Consider the following 19,538-nt stretch of genomic DNA (forward strand, 5'->3'; position numbering starts at 1 on the left):
TCCAACAGATTGGAGTGAACACAGTGAAGCTTGATGAATTTTTTGTCACAGGTGATCCGATTATTTACGGAGCTGACGCATCTATTGTTCTTGTGACATTAGCAATCCTTTTCGTACTGACAAAGTACAAAAAATGGAGATGGCTTTGGGACGAATGGTTAACAACTGTTGACCATAAGAAAATTGGTATAATGTATATTATCTCAGCGGTTTTAATGTTATTCCGCGGTGGTATGGACGGTCTAATGATCCGTGCACAATTAACATTCCCTGATACAACATATTTAAACGCTGAACACTATAACGGTATCTTTACAACACATGGTACAGTTATGATTATCTTTATGGCAATGCCATTCGTTATGGGATTAATGAACGTTGTTGTACCATTACAAATTGGTGCTCGTGACGTTGCATTTCCATTCTTGAATGCATTAAGTTTTTGGTTATTCTTTATCGGTGCTATGTTATTCAACATCGCCTTTGTTATCGGAGGTTCTCCAGATGCTGGATGGACAATGTACTTCCCAATGGCAGGTACAGAATTCTCTCCTGGCGTAGGAAATAACTACTACGCAATTGCATTACAGATTTCAGGTCTCGGTACGCTGATGACAGCAGTTAACTTCCTTGTTACAATCTTAAAAATGCGTGCACCTGGCATGAAGTTAATGCAAATGCCAATGTTCACATGGTCTATTTTAGTTACAACTGTTATTATTCTATTCGCTTTCCCAGTATTAACAGTTGCTCTTGCATTAATGACATTTGACCGTCTATTCGATGCTCACTTCTTTACGATGGCGAGCGGCGGTATGCCAATGCTTTGGGCTAACCTTTTCTGGGTATGGGGTCACCCTGAAGTATATATCGTTATTTTACCAGCATTCGGTATTTTCTCTGAGATTGTAAGTACATTCGCTCGTAAACGTTTATTCGGTTACAGTGCAATGGTATATTCAATGGTTGCAATTGCAATCTTAAGTGGTCTTGTATGGCTTCACCACTTCTTTACAATGGGTGCTGGTCCAGCAGTTAACTCATTCTTCTCGATTTCGACTATGGCGATTTCGATTCCAACCGGTGTTAAAATCTTTAACTGGTTGTTTACACTGTATAAAGGTCGTATTCGTTTTACAGTTCCAATGCTTTGGTCATTGGCATTTATTCCAAACTTCGTAATCGGTGGAGTTACAGGGGTTATGCTTGCGATGGCAGCAGCTGACTATCAATACCATAACAGCTACTTCCTAATCGCTCACTTCCACTACGTATTAATTGCAGGTACAGTATTTGCAATGCTTGCCGGATTTACATTCTGGTATCCAAAAATGACTGGTCACATGCTAAATGAACGCATTGGTAAATGGACATTCTGGATCTTTATGATCGGATTCAATATCTGTTTCTTCCCAATGTACTTCTTAGGTTTAGATGGTATGACTCGTCGTATGTACACTTACTCAGCTGATCTTGGCTGGGGATGGCTAAACCAAATCGCATCTGTCGGTGCAGTAATGATGGGTATTGGCTTTATCTTATTAGCTTACAACGTAATTTATAGCATTCGCCATGGCGAACGCGATGTAACTGGAGATCCTTGGGATGGTCGTACGCTTGAATGGGCAACGCAATCTCCAGTACAACCTTACAACTTTGCAAAATTACCAGAAATTAAGCATAGCGATGTATTCTGGGAAATGAAGAAAAATGGTGAGTCTATTACACCGAAGGCTGAAGAATTGAAACCAATTCATATGCCAAGCAATTCAGGTGTTCCAATCATTATGTCTTCTTTTATCGGTCTTGCAGGTTTTGCTTTAGTATTTAGCTGGTTCTGGTTAGCAATTGTCGGTGGTATTGGTATGGTAGCTTGTATGATCTGGCGCTCATTCGATTATGACGAAGGATATCACATTAGCGTAGATGAAATTAAAAAGACAGAACATGTTGCATGAGAGGTGAAACGAAATGGCGGCTTTAGATAAAAGCTTACCTTTAGAATATCAATTGGAACAAAGTAGATTGAACATTCTAGGGTTCTGGATTTTCCTAGGGGCTGAGATCGTGCTGTTCGCAACACTTTTCGCCTCTTATCTAGTACTTGCTGGTCGTACGGCAGATGGTCCTACACCGGCTCAGCTGTTTGAACTAAAAACCCTTTTAATTCAAACACTCTTACTTTTAACAAGTAGTTTTACTTGTGGTATTGCAATTCATGAAATGCGTAAGCACAACAAAAATGCAATGTTAGGATGGTTTATCTTTACATTACTTTTAGGTGCAGGCTTCCTTTTCTTTGAAATTGAAGAGTTTATGACTTACGCTGCAGAAGGCGCAACAATCCAAACAAGTGGATTCCTATCTGGATTCTTCGTCCTTCTTGGAACGCATGGTGCTCACGTAACAGCTGGTATCATTTGGGCAATCTGTGTTATTATCCAAATTTTAAAACGAGGATTAACACCAGTTACAGCTCGTAAAGTATTTATTATCAGCTTGTACTGGCATTTCCTTGATGTTGTTTGGATCTTCATTTACACACTAGTTTACTTGAACGGGATGGTGGCGTAATAATGGGACAAAACAATACACAAGCTCATAGCGGTTTTCCGTGGTCACACGTTTTCGGATTTATTTTATCACTTGCATTAACGTTCCTTGCTTTATACGTAGCGTTATATACAAGTTTGCCACTTTCAACAATCTTAACAAGCATCATCGCAATGGCAGTGGCACAAGCAGCATTACAATTAGTTATGTTTATGCACATGAAAGAAGGAGAAGGTATCGCACAAACGATCGCAATGTTATTCAGCTTTTTCATCGCTGTAGTAACGGTTGCTGGTACAGTTTGGATTTTCTTCTCTATGTAATTTTCAAAAGTCTGTTAGGACAATGTCCTAGCAGACTTTTTTTATTCCGCTATTAGCGGAGAATGAAGAATCCCCTAATTAAAGTTTCACTTTATCCCCCTTTCATCTATATTACGGAAGTTACAACATAATCATCTAAAGTATACTTATTATGACAAATGTTAAGAAAACTCTTTCTTTATGAAATCGAGTTCATACGCATTGCTTTTCTCCTTATAATATGGCTAAATAAGTACTATATTATTTGAAGGGAGAGAACGCAATGGAACAACATTCTTCAGTCCTATCACTCATGATTGTCGTCGCAATCGCGTTTTTCATTCCCCTTTTGCTGCAACGCTTTAAATTAAAAGCAATTCCTGTTGTCGTTGCAGAAATTATTGCAGGGATTTTTGTAGGAAAAAGTGGATTTAACGTTATCGAGCCAGATATGTGGCTAGAGGTCTTATCAACACTAGGATTTATTTTCTTAATGTTTTTAAGCGGTCTAGAAATTGACTTTTCAATTTTTAAGCAAAAAGAAAAAAAGAATAAAACAAACGAACCAAATACGTTCCAAGTAGCAAGTACTATCTTCTTGTTCATCTTCATTTTGTCCTATGGCTTATCGCTCATGTTCGTATGGCTTGGATTTGTAGATAGTGCACTCTTTATGACGTTAATTATTTCAACGATTTCCTTAGGTGTCGTTGTACCAACTTTAAAAGAAAACAATTTAGGTAAAACAGCAATTGGCCAAATTATTTTATTAGTCGCTGTTATCGCTGACTTAGTCACAATGATTTTGCTTGCTGTATTTGTTGGATTAAACTCTGAAAGCGGTCAAAGTATGTGGCTCCTTCTCGTTTTATTTGGAGCGGGCATTGTCATTTATTTTGTTGCAAGACGCTTTAAAAATATTCCATACTTAGAAAGCTTAAAAGCTGGTAGTGTACAAATTGACACACGTGCTGTTTTTGCACTCATCTTAATATTAGTTGGATTATCTGAATCTGTCGGTGCAGAAAATATTTTAGGAGCGTTTTTAGCTGGAGTTCTCGTATCCTTACTATCGCCAAATGAAGAAATGGTTGAAAAACTGGATTCTATCGGATATGGATTCTTCATTCCTATTTTCTTCGTTATGGTTGGTGTCAATCTAGAAGTATGGTCTATTTTCCAAGAACCTTCTAGTATGTTAATGATTCCAATTTTAATTGTTGGTCTCTTTATTTCAAAACTGTTACCATCGCTTATCTTGCGAAAATGGTATCCACGCAACATTGTATTAGGAAGTGCGATTTTATTAACATCTACGCTTTCATTAGTGATTGCAGCAGCGCAAATTGGTGAAAAATTGAAGATTATTAGTCCAAGCCTGTCTGCGGCGCTTATTTTAAGTGCAGTTATTACATGTATTTTTGCACCTGTATTATTTAAAAAGATGTTCCCAAAAGTGGAAACGCCAAAACCTAGAGTTTCTATTATTGGTGCAAGTCGAATTACACTGCCACTATCACTTGATTTGAAGCGTGAAGGCTATGATGTAACTCTTTATATGATGCGTCAAAATAAACTAAGCATAGAGGAATCTCAGTCACATGACTTCCCAATTGTAAAGTTAGATACAATCTCTATAGAATCATTAGAAGAAAAGAAAGCATTTGATGCTGATCGAGTTGTTGTTGCAACAAGTGATGATGAACAAAACTTATTGCTGGCAGAACATGCAAAAGAATTAGGCGTTGAACATGTCATTGCAAGTGTAGAAGACCCGCTCCTCCAAGAAAAAGCGACACAAGAACATATTGCCGTATTCTCAACGATTAACTCTACACGAATTTTACTACGAGCACTTATTGATAAACCAAGTCTCGTTCATTTAATTACAACATCAAATGAAACAGTTCGTGAAGTTGAATTACGCAGTAATAAATATAGCGGTTTACCACTTCGTCGTTTACCATTCCTAGGGGATGTGCTGATTATTCAAATTTACCGTGGAAAGAAAGCATTAGTACCGCATGGTGATACGAAACTACAACATGGTGATACATTACTTGTTACCGGTTCTAAAGAGCATATTGATACACTAAAAAGCATACTCGAATAGGCAAAAGTCCCCTTCTCTCTTTTAAGGGGACTTTTTTATTCCAATTTCTTTTCACTCTTCTTACAAAATTTTTATTTTTTCTTACAGTTCTTATTTTTTAATGGTAAAATATTACTATCAACAATAATACGGAGATGAATTACACGATGTCTATTTCGGGCTTAGCTCTTTTATTATTAGCAGAAGTACTCGTTGCCATTATTCTCATTGGCATTAGTATTGAAATTTGCAATTACGGATGGAAAAAATCAACTGGAATAAAGTATACTTGTCTCACATGTTCACTCCTTCTCGGTGCAAGCAGTATAATAGGACTTTGTGTTGCCCCAGCCTATTTCTTTTTACAACTTATTGAAAAAGGGCTATAAGAAAGGAGAATCCTATGATAATTGTGAAACATATTGATGCATCTGAGACTTATGAATTACGGCAAAAAATTTTACGTCCAAAGCAAACGATAGAAGATTGTAAATATCCTTCTGATTACGAATCATCCTCCTTCCATTTAGGTGCATTTCTGCACGATAAATTGATTAGCATTGCCTCTTTTTCTAAAGAAGCCTCTCCCTATCTATCTGGAAAACTTCATTATCGTTTAAGAGGCATGGCTACACTCGCCAACTTCCGAAAGCAAAATGCTGGTAGCTCATTAATCCAACAAGCTAAAGTGATCTTACAAGAACGTCAAGCAACTATTCTTTGGTGCAATGCACGGATCACAGTTACAAATTACTATAAACATTTAGGATTCTATGAATACGGTGAAATCTTTCATATCCACCCGATTGGTCCTCATATACTCATGTATACAATTTTATAAGCTGAAATTTGAATCAGTATCATCGACTACTGATTCAAAGCTCTACTCCTCCCCTTTCTATAAAAAGCGAAATACATGAATGTATAAGTTGTTTTCTTATGATGTCTATTGATGACAATTGTTTCATGACCACAACTTATATGCTAGAAAGCAAATCGATATATAGTACAGATATAATTTATCATTCTTGTAGCATAACAGAATAAAATGTTTTATAATTTAAAATAGTCAAACATATAAAACGTATTTTTCATCCTACAAGGAGGCTTCTTATGCAACACTCAAACAAATCGAGTCATTTAAATCGAGGTTTAAAACAGCGGCACATTACTTTAATGTCACTCGGATCTGCGATTGGAGTTGGATTATTTTTAGGATCAGCTTCTGCTATTAAACTAGCTGGCCCTTCTATTTTACTAGCCTATATGATCGCTGGGCTCGTAATCTTTTTCATTATGCGTGCCCTTGGAGAAATGGCAATTGAACAACCTGTCGCTGGTTCTTTTAGTAAATATGCATATGATTATTTAGGACCACTTGCTGGTTACATAACTGGTTGGAATTACTGGTTTTTATGGGTCGTTACATGTATGGCCGAGATTACAGCAGCCGGAATATATATGCAGTATTGGTTCCCAGATATCCCGCGCTGGATTTGGGCACTACTTGCTCTCTTATTAATGAGCGCTTTCAACTTTCTATCTGTAAAAGTATTTGGAGAACTTGAATTTTGGTTTGCTTTAATTAAAATTATCACAATAATCTGTATGATTGCGGTTGGGATTGGTATTATTCTATTTGGTTTTGGAAATGATGGAATTGCTACTGGTATTTCAAATCTTTGGTCACATGGAGGATGGTTTCCAAACGGTTTCTCTGGCCTACTCCTTTCCTTACAAATGGTTTTATTCGCTTATTTAGGGGTAGAACTAATCGGTGTTACAGCAGGTGAAGCACAGAATCCGAAGAAAACACTTGCTAAGGCAATTGATAATGTATTTTGGCGGATATTGCTCTTTTACGTCGGTGCTTTGTTTGTTATGATGGCAATTTATCCATGGAATGAATTAGGAGACAAAGGAAGTCCATTTGTATTAACATTCCAACAAATTGGAATAGCAAAAGCAGCTGGGATTATTAATTTTGTTGTTTTAACAGCTGCACTTTCTTCTTGTAATGGCGGATTATTTAGTACAGGCCGTATGTTATTTACGTTAGCAGAGCAGAAAAAAGCTCCGGAAAGATTTGGACACCTAAATAAAAATGGGATTCCAAGCAACGGTATTTTAGCAACTGCTTTCGTTCTTCTTGTTGGTGTTATTTTAAATTACCTTGTTCCTGCAAAAGTATTTACATGGCTTACAAGTATCTCAACATTTGGAGCAATTTGGACATGGGGGATTATACTTGTTGCGCAAATTCGTTTCCGTAAAGGATTAACCGTGCAAACAAAACAAAAATTAGCATACAAAATGCCTTTATATCCACTAAGTTCTTATTTTTCACTCGCTTTCCTTATCCTTGTATTAGCCATCATGGCATATTCAGAAGATACAAGGATCGCATTAATTGTTGGTCCCGTTTGGTTAATTGCACTCGCAATTGTGTATTATATAAAAGGATTCCATAAAATAGACGATGTACCAAACTCAAAAATTAGTTAAGTATTGATATCCCTTCTTCATTAGAGGGGATATTTTTTATTTTTATACTTTTTCAACAGAATTTGTGCTATTTTTACGTCTTTTTCATATATTTTTTATTTTTCATCTTTATTTTTACAAAAAAATCTATTACATTATTAAAGCAATTTATTTTTTTTATTAGGGGGATTCTTCCATGAAGAACAAAAAACGGCTTATATTATCACTAGCAACAATAATGACATTCACTATCGGAAACGCTTACCTTCCATCTGCTTTTGCTGAAAGCTCTACAGATCCTGCACCTGAAATTACAGCAAAGATTATCAATCAAAACAGCGGAAAGAAAGTATTATTTGATAACACTCACGGTCAAACTGCCGGAACAGCTGATTGGGTTATCGATGGTGGTTTTTCTGATTTTGGAAATGGTATTGCTAACAATGGATATTTTGTAAAAGAACTTCGCCAATCGAAACCGATTACATATGAAATTCTAAAAGATTACAACGTATTTATCGTTCCTGAAGCAAATATTCCTTACAAAAAGTCTGAACAAGACGCTATGCTACAATATGTTAAAAATGGTGGAAGTATTTTCTTTATAGCGGATCATTATAATGCAGACCGTAATAAAAATCGTTGGGATTCTTCGGAAGTCTTTAATGGGTATAGACGAGGTGCATGGGAAAATGCTGCAAAAGGAATGTCCACTGAAGAAGAGACTTCTCTAGCAATGCAAGGAGTAGAAAGTTCTGATTGGTTATCACAAAATTTTGGTATTCGCTTTCGCTACAATGCATTAGGAGATGTTGCTGCTATAAACATCGTATCTCCTAATCAATCATTTGGTATTACAGCAGGCGTTTCATCTGTCGCTATGCATGCAGGCTCTACACTTGCTATTACAAATCCTAAATTAGCAAAAGGAATTGTATATCTTCCAGAAAATCCACCAAAATGGAATCATGCAGTAGATAGTGGTGTTTATAATGGCGGTGGCATTACGGAAGGTCCATATGTTGCAATCGCTAAAGTAGGACTCGGGAAAGCAGCCTTTATCGGTGACTCATCGCCAGTCGAAGATGCAACACCAAAATATGTTCGGGAAGATACAGGACAACCTAAGAAAACGTATGATGGATATAAAGAACAAAACGATGCAATTTTGTTAGAAAATATCGTAAATTGGTTATCCCGTCAAGAGACATACACAAGCTTAGACCAAGTAAGTGGATTACAATTAGATGAACCAACACCTTTACAAACATTCGAACAGCCAAGCTTATCAACTGAACCACAACCAGAACCTTGGAGCGCTCCAACTCAAGGTTATCAATGGTTCAATACGGATACTTTTAAACCTGGTTCATACGGATATACAGGTACAATAGCGACACCCGTTCATAATTATGTAGTGACTCATCCTAGTGTTCTACCAAATAATGAAGTGTTTCAAATAAAAATTCAAGCCAATAATTTATTACCTAACACAACGTACAATAATTATTCACTAGGAATTTTCATAGCTGGCGGTACACAAGTTGCAAAAGTACAAAATCCAAACGGAACGTGGCCATCTACTTATGGATATAGTAACGCCTTTTCCTTCACGACAAATAGCCAAGGTTCAGCTGAGAAAGTAGTAAATGTACAAATTTCACCGGATACAATTGGTCAAGCAACATTGCGCCTACGTCAAAATTCTATCGCTAAATATAGCGAGCCTGTTACCATTCATGCAAACTAAATAAAAAGGTGTTTTCCGTTATGGAAAGCACCTTTTTAATCCTTTTTGTTAACTAAAACACTTATAACAATTCCAAGACACGCACTTACAAGAGCCGGAACTAGCCAACCGACTCCTTCTGTATAAAAAGGAATATGTTTAAGAAGCGGTGTCCATATACCCATGAATACATTCCGATTTAAAATATCTATTGCACTAAATAGCGCTACAATCCCGATTGTTATAGGATATATATATACATATCGACTAAGCTTTTTATGAAACAATCCTAATATGATTAATGTTAAAGCAACTGGATATATGAATCCAAGGATTGGAACCGATACCTTTAAAATCTCTGTCAATCCTAAATTAGCCAGAAACATGCTTATAAAGCTTACTATAAATACCCAAACTTTATAAGGTATTTTTGGGCATACGCTTGTGAAAAATTGACTACACGATGTAACAAGACCTACGGAAACACAGAGGCATGCAATCGTAAAAATAATTCCTAACAGAACAACACCGCTTTGTCCAAATAATAGAGTCATCACTCGTGCTAGTACTTTCGCTCCATTATCAAACGGCCCTAATGAACCACTAATTGAACCGACATATCCAAGGATGATATAAATAATAGACAATAAAAGCCCGGCACCAATGCCCGCAATACTCATATATTTTGCTAAGCTTTTATCGGATTTTACACCCTTTTCCTGTACAGCATTCGCAACTACAATCCCAAAGATTAAGGCAGCCAATGCATCCATTGTTAAATAGCCATCTAAAAATCCTTGAAACATAGGTGCTTGTCTATAATCTCCAATCGGTGCTTCCACAGCTCCTACAAGCGTAATCATGCTTTTTATAAAAATAAGAGCAATCATACATAATAATAAAGGCGTCAATACTTTCCCAAATAGATCCATTAATCTAGATGGCGATAAGCTAAGCCAACACACAATAGTAAAGAAAACAACCGTGTAAACTAGCAAGACTAATTTTCCAGACTCAGGAAAGAATGGTTCGAACCCCATTTCAAACGCTAAACTCCCTGCTCGTGGTATTCCAAGTCCTGGACCGATAAATGCATACACTAAACAAGGAAAAATAATGGCAAATGAACGATGCACCCGTCCTCCTAATGCTTGAAAGCTTCCTGCCTTCGCAACTGCCACAACACCTAATATAGGAAGTCCTGTCGCTGATATGATAAAACCAATCAATGAAATCCACACATACTCTCCTGCCTCATATCCTAAAAAGGGCGGGAATATAAGATTTCCAGCACCAAAGAACATGGAGAATAGCATTAAGCTAATAAGTAAAATCTCTTTTTTCTGTAACACTCTCATCTTTTCTCCTTCTAAATTCCATATAAAGCAAACATAGTCCATAGTCTATCACAAAAGAAATTCTCATTCTACACTTGTTATGGTTTCCAATTTCTTCAGAAAAATCAAGCTTTATTGACTTTTAATATTTAATAAAGTAAAATATTATTTATATAAATATTTAATTTTGTTTTTGTTTGTGTCAGGAGGAAACTTATATGGAATCAGCGATACAACTTGAGAAAAAACAACAAAGAAACAAAAAACATCCTCCAGGTTTATATCTACTCTTCTTTACAGAAATGTGGGAAAGGTTTAGTTACTACGGATTACGAGGATTACTAACTTTATATTTAACAACAGCTTTAGTAAGCGGTGGTCTGGGATTTAGTACAGGATGGGCTCTTTCGATTTATGGTTTTTATACTGGTGCTTGTTATTTCACCCCATTAATTGGTGGATACTTAACAGACCGTTTTTTAGGTAGACGCTTAGCGATCACTATGGGCGGCATCACAATGGCTATTGGGAACCTCATACTCTTTAGTCTTCAAAATCAGCTTGGGCTATATCTTGGGCTAGCGCTTATTATTATCGGTAATGGTTTTTTTAAACCAAATATTTCTACACTTGTCGGTGAACTGTATGAAGAGCATGATCCAAAACGTGATAGTGCATTTACTATTTTCTACATGGGCATTAACGTGGGATCATTTTTAGCTCCTCTTGTTTGTGGATTTTTATCAGAAAATTTATTCAAAACAACAGTAAATGGTGTTGTACATTATGGATTCCGCTACGGTTTCTTAGCTGCCTCAATCGGTATGATTATAGGACAGATTCTATTTACAACACTATCTAATCGTTTCCTTGGAGATATCGGTAAAAAACCAACAAGAGATTTACAAGGAGGAACTGGACAAAAAAGCGCAGGTAATACACCGCTGACAAAAAAAGAAAAACAACATACAGCGGTAATCATTATTTTAACTTGCTTCGTTGTCTTCTTCTGGGCAGGATTTGAACAAGCAGGGAGCTCTTTGACACTATATACAAATAAATTTGTCGATCGCTCCGTATTTGGATGGGAAATTCCAACATCTTGGTTTCAATCGGTCAATCCTTTATTTATTATTTTACTTGCTCCAGCTATTTCCGCACTATGGGCAAAACTTGCAACTACAAAACGCGGTGATTTAAAAATCCCAACAAAAATGGGTTTTGGTATGATTTTGCTTGGAATCGGTTATATGGTTCTTGTAATCGCGACATTAAAAACAGGTAGCGATGAATCTAATGTGGCGGAAAAAGCACACTTACTCTTTATTGTTTTTACGTATCTTTTCCATACATTAGGTGAACTATTCTTATCACCTGTTGGATTATCAATGGTAAGCGCCTTAGCTCCAGTCAAACTTGCTTCTTTACTGATGGGTGTTTGGCTTGCCAGTTCAGGGATTGCCAACATTGTAGGAGGACAACTTGCAAGCTTCACAACTTCCCTTGGATACTCAGAAGTATTTATCATAATAGGAGCTGTCGCAATTGTGCTAGGTTGTATTTTATTGTTACTATCTAAAAAATTAGTAAAATGGATGGAATAAAAAAGATGAGGGACTTTCCCTCACCTTTTTATGCATTCTCCCCTTCTTCAATTGCTTGCTTATATAACTCTTTATGCTCTTTATATTCACTTGGAACAAATCTTTTATAGAAAAATGAAAACCAACTACTTCCTTTTTTATACCCTTCTTCTCGAATCTTTTTAGCTTCTTTATTCGATTGAAAGCCTTCTGTAAACCATTTCTTCAACAAATCATTTTGTTTATACTTCGAAGGGACTTTTAAATCATAGTTTTCAAATGCATATGTATATCCCTCTTTCTCTATTCGTTTTTTCGTATTTTTATATGATTTTTCATAAGCCGCTTCATATGCTTTTACATACTCTTCTTTTTCATTATTTCTAGGATTCTTTTCGGCTAATGTTTCCCCATCTTTTTTACCTATCTCTTCCTGTTCCTTTTTAATCTTTTCTGTTCGCTCTTTATTTCCTATTTGAAATCCCTCTGCAAAGTTTGCTTTCAATTCTGGAGCAACTTGGCTATCATCCATTGTCTCTTGCGCTAATCCTTGTTCTTTTCCTTTTTCAAAATGCACTTTTCTCTGCTTTGCTAATGACCACGCTGAAGAATAAGCATTTGTAAAAACTTGCTTATAAGCTTCTGATTTTCCAGCAATATGTACTTCTACATTGTTTTTTCCTGCTTGAAAATCTATTTCTCCATTCTTTTGACCATCTGCTTGTCCCTTTTCTGTATCAGCTTTCCGTTGCGCTTCCTCTTTGCGCTGTCTCTCTTCCTCCGCTTTTCTTTGTTCCTCAGCTACACGCTGCTTTTCCGCCTCAGCTTTTTGTTGTGCTTTAACTTCTGCTGCACCATTATTTTGACTAGATGTCTTAGAATTTGTAGTATTATTCGAAGCCGGTTTGTTATGATAATGATATTCTCCGTATTGCAATCCCCATTTCTCACAATTTGTCCTGCACGTATGTCCACCGTTAGCATCCGTTCTTCCTGGATGTGCATAGACAGATACGGGTCCTACTAATAATGCTACACTCGTTGTTAAAAATAAATTTCGCACTTGTTTCTTCATTCTTATTCCTCCAAAACTCAAAATACACCTTTCTTATACAAAAACACCAATATATTGTGATTGAAATATATTTATTCTGTTATTTCCTAATATTAGCAAAAGAAATAAAGAAGGTTCACCCTCAAGCGAGTAAACCTTCTTTATTTCTTTTGCTTCATTTGCACAAAATCACCTGAAACAACGTAACGTTTCGAATTATCTGCAATAGATATACAAGTAATGAGTGTTATTTCTTCTTTCCCGTGATCCTCCACAACTTCCCACTTATCAGGAGTTACTTCTGATACACCTGTTACAGCATATTCATACTCATTCTCATTATCATATAAATAAATTTTATCGCCTTTTTTCAAAGTTGCTACATCGCTAAACAAAACACCCTTTTTAGACATATTATGCCCAGCTAATGCATAATTTCCTTTTCCCATTTCTTGCTTATCCTTCACGGTTGTTGCACCTGATAACAAATTTTTCTCAGTTGAACTATTTAAGACGGGAAGTTCCAATGAAATACTCGGAATCTTAATTCGTCCAATTACTTGCGTTTTATCTAACGACGCATTCGCCACTTCTGCTAAATCTGGCTGGTTAATTTGAGAAGCATCTACAAATTTTGTTTCATGTTTTTGATATTCCATTTTCTGAACAACTTGAGCATTCGTTTCTTGTTTTTTCCCTGCTTTATATTCATCATAAAATGGCTTACCAATTAATGCACCGCCTACAACAAACAACAGGATTGCTAATATCGTATATACTTTCCCCTTATTCATATATAATTCCTTTCCACTACAAAATCGTACTTCTATATAAGATGATAAGATAAGATGACTATATGTACAAGTATGAGGTGAAAAGGAATAAAAATTTATTTACGAATATGATAGAAACTTAACATATTGTTGTAAAAAATCCAACTTCACTTATCGTAAAGTTGGATTTCCTTTTAGTTTAAAATTGTAACTTTAACAGTTCTTCTGCCCCAAGCACTAGATGCTGCTTTATTTGGCATTAGTACATCAATTCGATGCCCTTTAATAGCTCCACCAGTATCTCCAGCAATTGCAATTCCATACCCATCAACCTTCACAGTAGACCCTAACGGAATGACTCTTGGGTCTACTGCAATTAATTTTAAGTTTGGATTTCCAGTTAAATCATGTCCCATTGCTGACTTAACATGTTCTCCTGCCTTATAACCATTTTCTAAAGGGTCTGCTGTATAAGCTGTAGCTTCTACATAAATCTCTCTCCCATTTGAAGCAGGTTTTGGAGTTGGTTTCGGTTCTGGTTTTGAAGTATTGTTGTTTGCTACAGGTGCAGATTGTTCCTGTTTTTGTTTAGCAGCTATTTCTGCTTTCGCCTTCTCTAAAGCTTCTTGTTCAGCCTTGGCAGCTGCCTCTGCTTTCGCACGCTCTTCTGCTGCTAATCGCGCTGCTTCTTGTTCACGAGCAATCGTTTCTTGTACAGCTTTCATATTTGCTTCAATTTTCGCTTTTTCTTGTTCAACTAAATTGATTTGACTTGCGATTTGATTATATTTTGCTTGTACATTTTGTAAATTTTCTTGACGTTTTTTCAAGTTTTCTTGCAGTTCAGCTTGCGCTTGCGCTAACTTTTGTTTATCTACAGTTAAAGATGCTTCTTTTTCATCAATTGTCTTTTTATCTTCTTCAATTTGACGAAGATCTTGTTCTTGTAATCGTAAAATTTCTTTATCTGCATCTAAAATTGTAGACACAGCAGTCATACGTTGTAAGAAATCAGCAAAGTTTTTTGATTCTACAACAACTTCCACTACTAAACTTGTATTAGAACTGTTTTGTACAGAAATCATACGCTTTTTCATAATATCTTTGCGAGCAAGCACCTTATCTTCTAAAACGATAATTTCTTTCTTTTTTTGTTCAATCTGCTTATGCGTTTCATCAATTTTACGCTGAATAGCAGCTTGATCCTCTTTGTTTTTTGTAATTGTATTATTTAAAGTATGTAGTTCATTCTCAATGCTTTGAATTTCTTTCGTAACAGCTTGCTTCTCTTGTTCTTTTTTCTGAATATCATCATTATTCTGCTGCAATTGCTGTTGCATGTTGTTTAATTTCTCGTCGTTTGACTCAGCTTTTACAGCGACTGTACTAGAAAGGCCAATAATTCCTGCTAATACAAGGCTACTGATTCGCTTAAAATAGTTCATAATCCGACTCCCTTCTCATACAGTTATACATGATTTATTTTACAGTTTGTTTACAAACTCATTAAATACATTTTATTTTTCATGACAAAAGAGGACGGATTATAAAATAATGTAATACATTCTTAAATATTTAACAATTAACTATATTTATAACGTGCGAAAAATGCTAAAATCCAAATATAGAGAAAATAAAAATCAAAGGCGGTTGGAGCGAATACTATGTTTACTCAAACAAAATCATTGCAAACAAAAATTAGCCAATTAGAGAATCGCATACATGAATTAGAAACTCAATTACAACAAAAGGAAATCGAACAACAAGAAATCATTTCCTCTATTCATAAGCGTGTACAAAATGTTGTTAAAGAACATGAGCATGTGAATAGCCAACATCATACACTCCAAGACTTAATTCAACAATTAAATGCAAGTTTCAAAAGTGTTTCTACAAGTACAACAAATTCAAATGAATTAAATAGTGAAATGTTACAAAAAGAACAAGACCTCATTCAATCTATTGAAAAGATTGTCGTATGTTCTAATGAAGGAAAAGAATCTGTTCATCGTTTGTTAATTGTAATTAACAAATTAGGTGAACAATCGCAACGAACGTCTGATAGTATGAATCATTTAAGTGAACGTTCTAAAGAAATTGAACAAATTGTTGAAGTGATTCAAAATATCGCTGCTCAAACAAATTTATTAGCATTAAACGCTAGCATTGAAGCTGCTCGTGCTGGTGAACACGGAAAAGGGTTTGCAGTCGTTGCAAATGAAGTACGTAAATTAGCTGAAAGTACAGCTGAAAGCACAAAAAACATAGGGAACTTAACGAAAAAAATTCAAGAAGAAATTGAGAAAGCATATGAAAATACGAAAGATAATCTTCATTTAGTCGATGAAGGCGTAGAAATGAGCGCTGATACAAACGCTAGAATTGAAACTATTTTAACGATGATCCAAACATTACAAACAGGTGCTACAAATGTTATTCAAGCTATTGAAAATCAAAAGCTTTGCAATGACGAGGTTTTACGTGAATTTGCTACTACTCAACAAATGTTCGAAAAATTAAATACGACGATTATGAAGCATATCGATGATGCACAAAAAGTTGATGCACAATTATCAAAAAGCATACAAGAAATTGCAACAACAAAATAATAATACAAAGCTCCTATCTTTTGGTAGGAGCTTTGTATTATTATTCAAGAATGAATTTTATTTTTCTTTCAATCTACTGGCACTATTTTGCTATAATAAGAAAAGTTGTCTATTTCAACTATTCATTATAAGGAGGATGTTATGGAACAATTGTATTATATTTTAAAGTATTTATTCCTTGGTTTATTTCAAGGGTTAACGGAACCAATCCCAATCTCTTCAAGTGGGCATCTTGTACTAGCACAACACTTATTGGGTTTAAAAATAGAAGGATTTAGTTTTGAGCTACTTGTTAATGCAGCTTCATTATTAGCAGTATTGCTCATTTATAGAAATGATTTAATCAGACTAACAAAAAATGGTTTCTCTTATTTATTCACAAAAAAAGCAGAGGCAAAATCAGATTTTTTCTTTATTATTTACCTCATCATTGCCACAATTCCTGCAGGCGTAATTGGTGTGTTATTTAAAGATCATATTGAATATTACCTAAAAGGAGTCAAAATGGTTGGAATTTCACTCATTATTACAGCCATTGGTCTTTGGATTATTCGCAATTTACGCGGACGTAAAAATGATGGAGATCTTGCAATGAAAGATGCGATTATTGTTGGGCTGGCTCAAGCTTGTGCGCTAGTTCCTGGTATTAGCCGCTCGGGTGCTACAATTGTTGCAGCAATGCTACTTGGCATGAAACAAGAAACAGCGTTACGTTTTTCATTCCTACTATATATTCCGGTTAGTTTAGGAGGTTTATTACTAAGTGTTACAGATATTGCAAAAGATCCTAATTTAAATACATTATTTCTCCCTTACCTTGTAGCATTCATCGCAACGTTCATCATGACATATATTTCTTTAAAATGGTTTATGAATATTATGGCTAAAGGAAACTTGAAATATTTCTCCTTTTACTGTGTAATTGTCGGTGTCCTCACTATTCTCTTTTTATAGATAGAAGAGTTTTTACCATAATTAACCCTTATTGAAAAGGCTGTTCTATTTAACAGAATAGCCTTTTTCTATTCCAAATTAACTCCCTTCTATCACCTTATATGTTTTTTCCTTTTGTTTACTTTTAATTTTCAGAATAGTATAATATTTATATCATTGTTTATTCATTCCTTTCATTATATTTTTATCATTTATATAAAGAGGTGTGCCTATGTTTATTATTACGAAACTTATTCATATTAAATTTGGCTATGAAACCGAAGTGATTCAATCGCTTCAAAATTATTACCCACTCTCCGGTACTTATGGATTTATTAACATCGAGTTCAATCATATACAACGTACAGAGCATGGGAATGAGTATATGATTCGTATATTGTGGAAAACACAAGAAGATTATCACGAATGGATTTCGCATAAAAAGAAAACAAACTTAGCAACATGGAAACAACAGTTTCAACACTATATCCTTTCTTCAAAATCTAATGTTATACACATGGAGTAAACTCCCCCATCTACGGCTCGCTTAAAAGTGGGGGCTTCTATTTGCTTATCAATCGAAATCGATAGGCGCGTTCCAGCTTCCTAGTGGCGATTCCTAATAGGCTTAAGCCTGAAATGATAAAAACGTGCATCATCTTGTTTTCTTAATAGAGAATACTTTTTCTATATGGATTTAAAAAAATGCCTGTTTCATCTAACAACTGCCTCACCTGTAAAAATGAATGGAGCTTCGGATACATAGCTCGTAATGGTTCATATGTCATTGTATGCATTTTCCTCCAATGTGGACGTCCTTCATACTTTTGAAAGATTTGTTCTACTGCACCAAAGTAAGCTGCATATTTCATGCCTTAAAAAACGAACATGGTAAGGCAACCTTCTGGAATATCTCTCTTTCCATATTGTTCGCTCCCTCTTCTCTATTTGTCTTATACATATTGGAGAGAAACTTCTATTTTCCTGTCACCAAACCAAATAAAAAAGTTTCTTCCACAAAGAAGAAACTTTTTTCACTTATTTCATAATGATTGTTGCCTCTACTGGATAATGATCTGAATAATCATCATATGTATATGTTTTAAACCATGAAGTAACAGACCATTCAGGAGATTTCGGCTGTAATACTTTATTCTCTAAATATGTTGGAGTCGCATGATCTTTACTTGTAATGATGTAGTCTAAATATTCCGCTGGTGCCTCTGGGAAGTTGTATTTTGCAATACTATTTGTTGTTGCATTCCAAGTTGCAGTATGTCCTGTATATGTTGGTACACTTGCATGTAATGTTTTAAACATAGATTCATATTCTGACGTATGATTACTGTTTATTTTATTCACATTCATATCTCCACCAATGACTACATACTCATCACTTGGAATATTTTTCTTTTGAATAAACTCTTGAATTTCTTTTAATTGGTTTGTGCGCACCGATGATGGTGAAATGTTTCCACACTGATTATCTTCTGCTTGTAGATGCGTTCCAATTACATGAATAAAACGATCATCTTTTTTAATTTTTGTATAGACAAATCCTTTATTAGATAGATTGTCTGGCCCGCATCCTTTCTGAAATACATATTGTACCTTTTCCACAATTGGCCACTTACTTACGATTGCAACTCCTCCATCTTCAGGGGCTACAGAAGAATAATTACCTAACGTTTGATCCCACTTATCTCCATTACCGCGACCTAATATCGCTGTTTGGTTTGGGTACTCTTTCCCTAGATTTTGCAATAGACTTTCTGAAGCTTTATTATCAAATACTTCATTTAATATAACAACATCCTGATTTTTTATATAATTCGCCTCTCCAATTAAGTCTGCTCGCTCCTTTTGTCCCCAATTTGGATACAAATTTGTTGATAGCATATATACATTATGTGTCATTATTTTGAATGTATTGCTATTATTAGATGTTTCAGCCTGTGCAGAAGAACTATATAAAGCTGTCAAACCAATTCCAAAGCTAAGAATACCTTTTAACAACTTACTTTTCATCATTTACTACCTCCATTTATTCCATTCGAAAAGACCAAATACAACATATTTGGCCTTCTCA

The 19,538-nt window shown here is 35.3% G+C and carries 16 protein-coding genes and 2 pseudogenes; 12 read left to right on the forward strand and 6 right to left on the reverse strand.

Features of this window, described 5'->3' with window-relative positions; all coding sequences use genetic code 11:
- Nucleotides 1–23: 23 nt before the first annotated feature.
- The 8 genes from qoxB (at nt 24) to MR063_RS14485 (ending at nt 9,181) form a co-directional block, all read left to right on the forward strand.
- Nucleotides 24–1,958, forward strand: coding sequence for a cytochrome aa3 quinol oxidase subunit I (qoxB, locus tag MR063_RS14450; protein ID WP_242199014.1), 1,935 nt, complete (start codon nt 24–26; stop codon nt 1,956–1,958).
- A 13-nt stretch (nt 1,959–1,971) separates the two neighbouring features.
- Entirely contained in the window at nt 1,972–2,574 is a 603-nt protein-coding gene (qoxC, locus tag MR063_RS14455; protein ID WP_242198843.1) for a cytochrome aa3 quinol oxidase subunit III, read from the forward strand.
- Between the two features lie 2 nt (nt 2,575–2,576).
- Nucleotides 2,577–2,876, forward strand: coding sequence for a cytochrome aa3 quinol oxidase subunit IV (qoxD, locus tag MR063_RS14460; protein WP_242198844.1), 300 nt, complete (start codon nt 2,577–2,579; stop codon nt 2,874–2,876).
- Nucleotides 2,877–3,138: 262 nt separating this feature from the next.
- Nucleotides 3,139–4,968 (forward strand): monovalent cation:proton antiporter family protein, encoded by a 1,830-nt coding sequence (locus tag MR063_RS14465; protein WP_242198845.1) that lies wholly within the window; start codon nt 3,139–3,141, stop codon nt 4,966–4,968.
- Between the two features lie 146 nt (nt 4,969–5,114).
- On the forward strand, nt 5,115–5,336 hold the full coding sequence (locus MR063_RS14470; RefSeq protein WP_396021844.1) for a DUF4022 family protein: 222 nt from the start codon (nt 5,115–5,117) through the stop codon (nt 5,334–5,336).
- A gap of 14 nt (nt 5,337–5,350) precedes the next feature.
- Nucleotides 5,351–5,788 carry a GNAT family N-acetyltransferase gene (locus MR063_RS14475; RefSeq protein WP_242198849.1) on the forward strand — a complete coding sequence of 146 codons (438 nt, stop codon included), beginning with the start codon at nt 5,351–5,353 and terminating at the stop codon, nt 5,786–5,788.
- A 272-nt stretch (nt 5,789–6,060) separates the two neighbouring features.
- Nucleotides 6,061–7,452 carry an amino acid permease gene (locus MR063_RS14480; protein ID WP_242198851.1) on the forward strand — a complete coding sequence of 464 codons (1,392 nt, stop codon included), beginning with the start codon at nt 6,061–6,063 and terminating at the stop codon, nt 7,450–7,452.
- 175 nt (nt 7,453–7,627) lie between these two features.
- Nucleotides 7,628–9,181 (forward strand): DNA-binding protein, encoded by a 1,554-nt coding sequence (locus MR063_RS14485; protein WP_242198853.1) that lies wholly within the window; start codon nt 7,628–7,630, stop codon nt 9,179–9,181.
- 35 nt (nt 9,182–9,216) lie between these two features.
- Here MR063_RS14485 and brnQ1 read toward each other — a convergent pair whose 3' ends face one another.
- Complete coding sequence (brnQ1, locus tag MR063_RS14490) at nt 9,217–10,518, reverse strand: branched-chain amino acid transport system II carrier protein BrnQ1 (protein WP_242198856.1); 1,302 nt, start codon at nt 10,516–10,518, stop codon at nt 9,217–9,219.
- Between the two features lie 197 nt (nt 10,519–10,715).
- Here brnQ1 and MR063_RS14495 point away from each other — a divergent pair, with 197 nt between their 5' ends.
- Nucleotides 10,716–12,101 carry a peptide MFS transporter gene (locus MR063_RS14495; RefSeq protein WP_242198859.1) on the forward strand — a complete coding sequence of 462 codons (1,386 nt, stop codon included), beginning with the start codon at nt 10,716–10,718 and terminating at the stop codon, nt 12,099–12,101.
- Nucleotides 12,102–12,129: 28 nt separating this feature from the next.
- On the opposite strand, the gene MR063_RS14500 is transcribed toward MR063_RS14495, so the two are convergent.
- The 3 genes from MR063_RS14500 to MR063_RS14510 all read right to left on the reverse strand — a co-directional run bounded on the left by MR063_RS14500 (nt 12,130) and on the right by MR063_RS14510 (nt 15,352).
- Complete coding sequence (locus tag MR063_RS14500) at nt 12,130–13,155, reverse strand: YHYH domain-containing protein (RefSeq protein ID WP_242198861.1); 1,026 nt, start codon at nt 13,153–13,155, stop codon at nt 12,130–12,132.
- A gap of 140 nt (nt 13,156–13,295) precedes the next feature.
- A complete protein-coding gene (locus MR063_RS14505) occupies nt 13,296–13,928 on the reverse strand; it encodes a class A sortase (protein WP_242198863.1) in 633 nt (210 codons plus the stop codon).
- 173 nt (nt 13,929–14,101) lie between these two features.
- Complete coding sequence (locus tag MR063_RS14510; protein WP_242198865.1) at nt 14,102–15,352, reverse strand: 3D domain-containing protein; 1,251 nt, start codon at nt 15,350–15,352, stop codon at nt 14,102–14,104.
- A gap of 660 nt (nt 15,353–16,012) precedes the next feature.
- On the opposite strand from MR063_RS14510, the pseudogene MR063_RS22190 reads away from it, so the two are divergent.
- The 3 genes and pseudogenes from MR063_RS22190 to MR063_RS14525 form a co-directional block, all read left to right on the forward strand.
- Nucleotides 16,013–16,516: pseudogene (locus MR063_RS22190) on the forward strand (methyl-accepting chemotaxis protein); the annotation flags it as partial.
- A gap of 141 nt (nt 16,517–16,657) precedes the next feature.
- Complete coding sequence (locus MR063_RS14520) at nt 16,658–17,470, forward strand: undecaprenyl-diphosphate phosphatase (protein ID WP_242198869.1); 813 nt, start codon at nt 16,658–16,660, stop codon at nt 17,468–17,470.
- 211 nt (nt 17,471–17,681) lie between these two features.
- Nucleotides 17,682–17,975 carry an antibiotic biosynthesis monooxygenase family protein gene (locus tag MR063_RS14525; RefSeq protein WP_242198871.1) on the forward strand — a complete coding sequence of 98 codons (294 nt, stop codon included), beginning with the start codon at nt 17,682–17,684 and terminating at the stop codon, nt 17,973–17,975.
- Nucleotides 17,976–18,104: 129 nt separating this feature from the next.
- Here MR063_RS14525 and MR063_RS14530 read toward each other — a convergent pair.
- Nucleotides 18,105–18,324 (reverse strand): annotated as a pseudogene (locus MR063_RS14530) (D-arabinono-1,4-lactone oxidase); the annotation flags it as partial.
- Between the two features lie 163 nt (nt 18,325–18,487).
- Complete coding sequence (sph, locus tag MR063_RS14535; protein ID WP_242198873.1) at nt 18,488–19,477, reverse strand: sphingomyelin phosphodiesterase; 990 nt, start codon at nt 19,475–19,477, stop codon at nt 18,488–18,490.
- Nucleotides 19,478–19,538 lie beyond the last annotated feature (61 nt).

The organism is Bacillus cereus group sp. BfR-BA-01492 (assembly GCF_022662815.1).
GTDB lineage: Bacteria > Bacillota > Bacilli > Bacillales > Bacillaceae_G > Bacillus_A > Bacillus_A cereus_BD.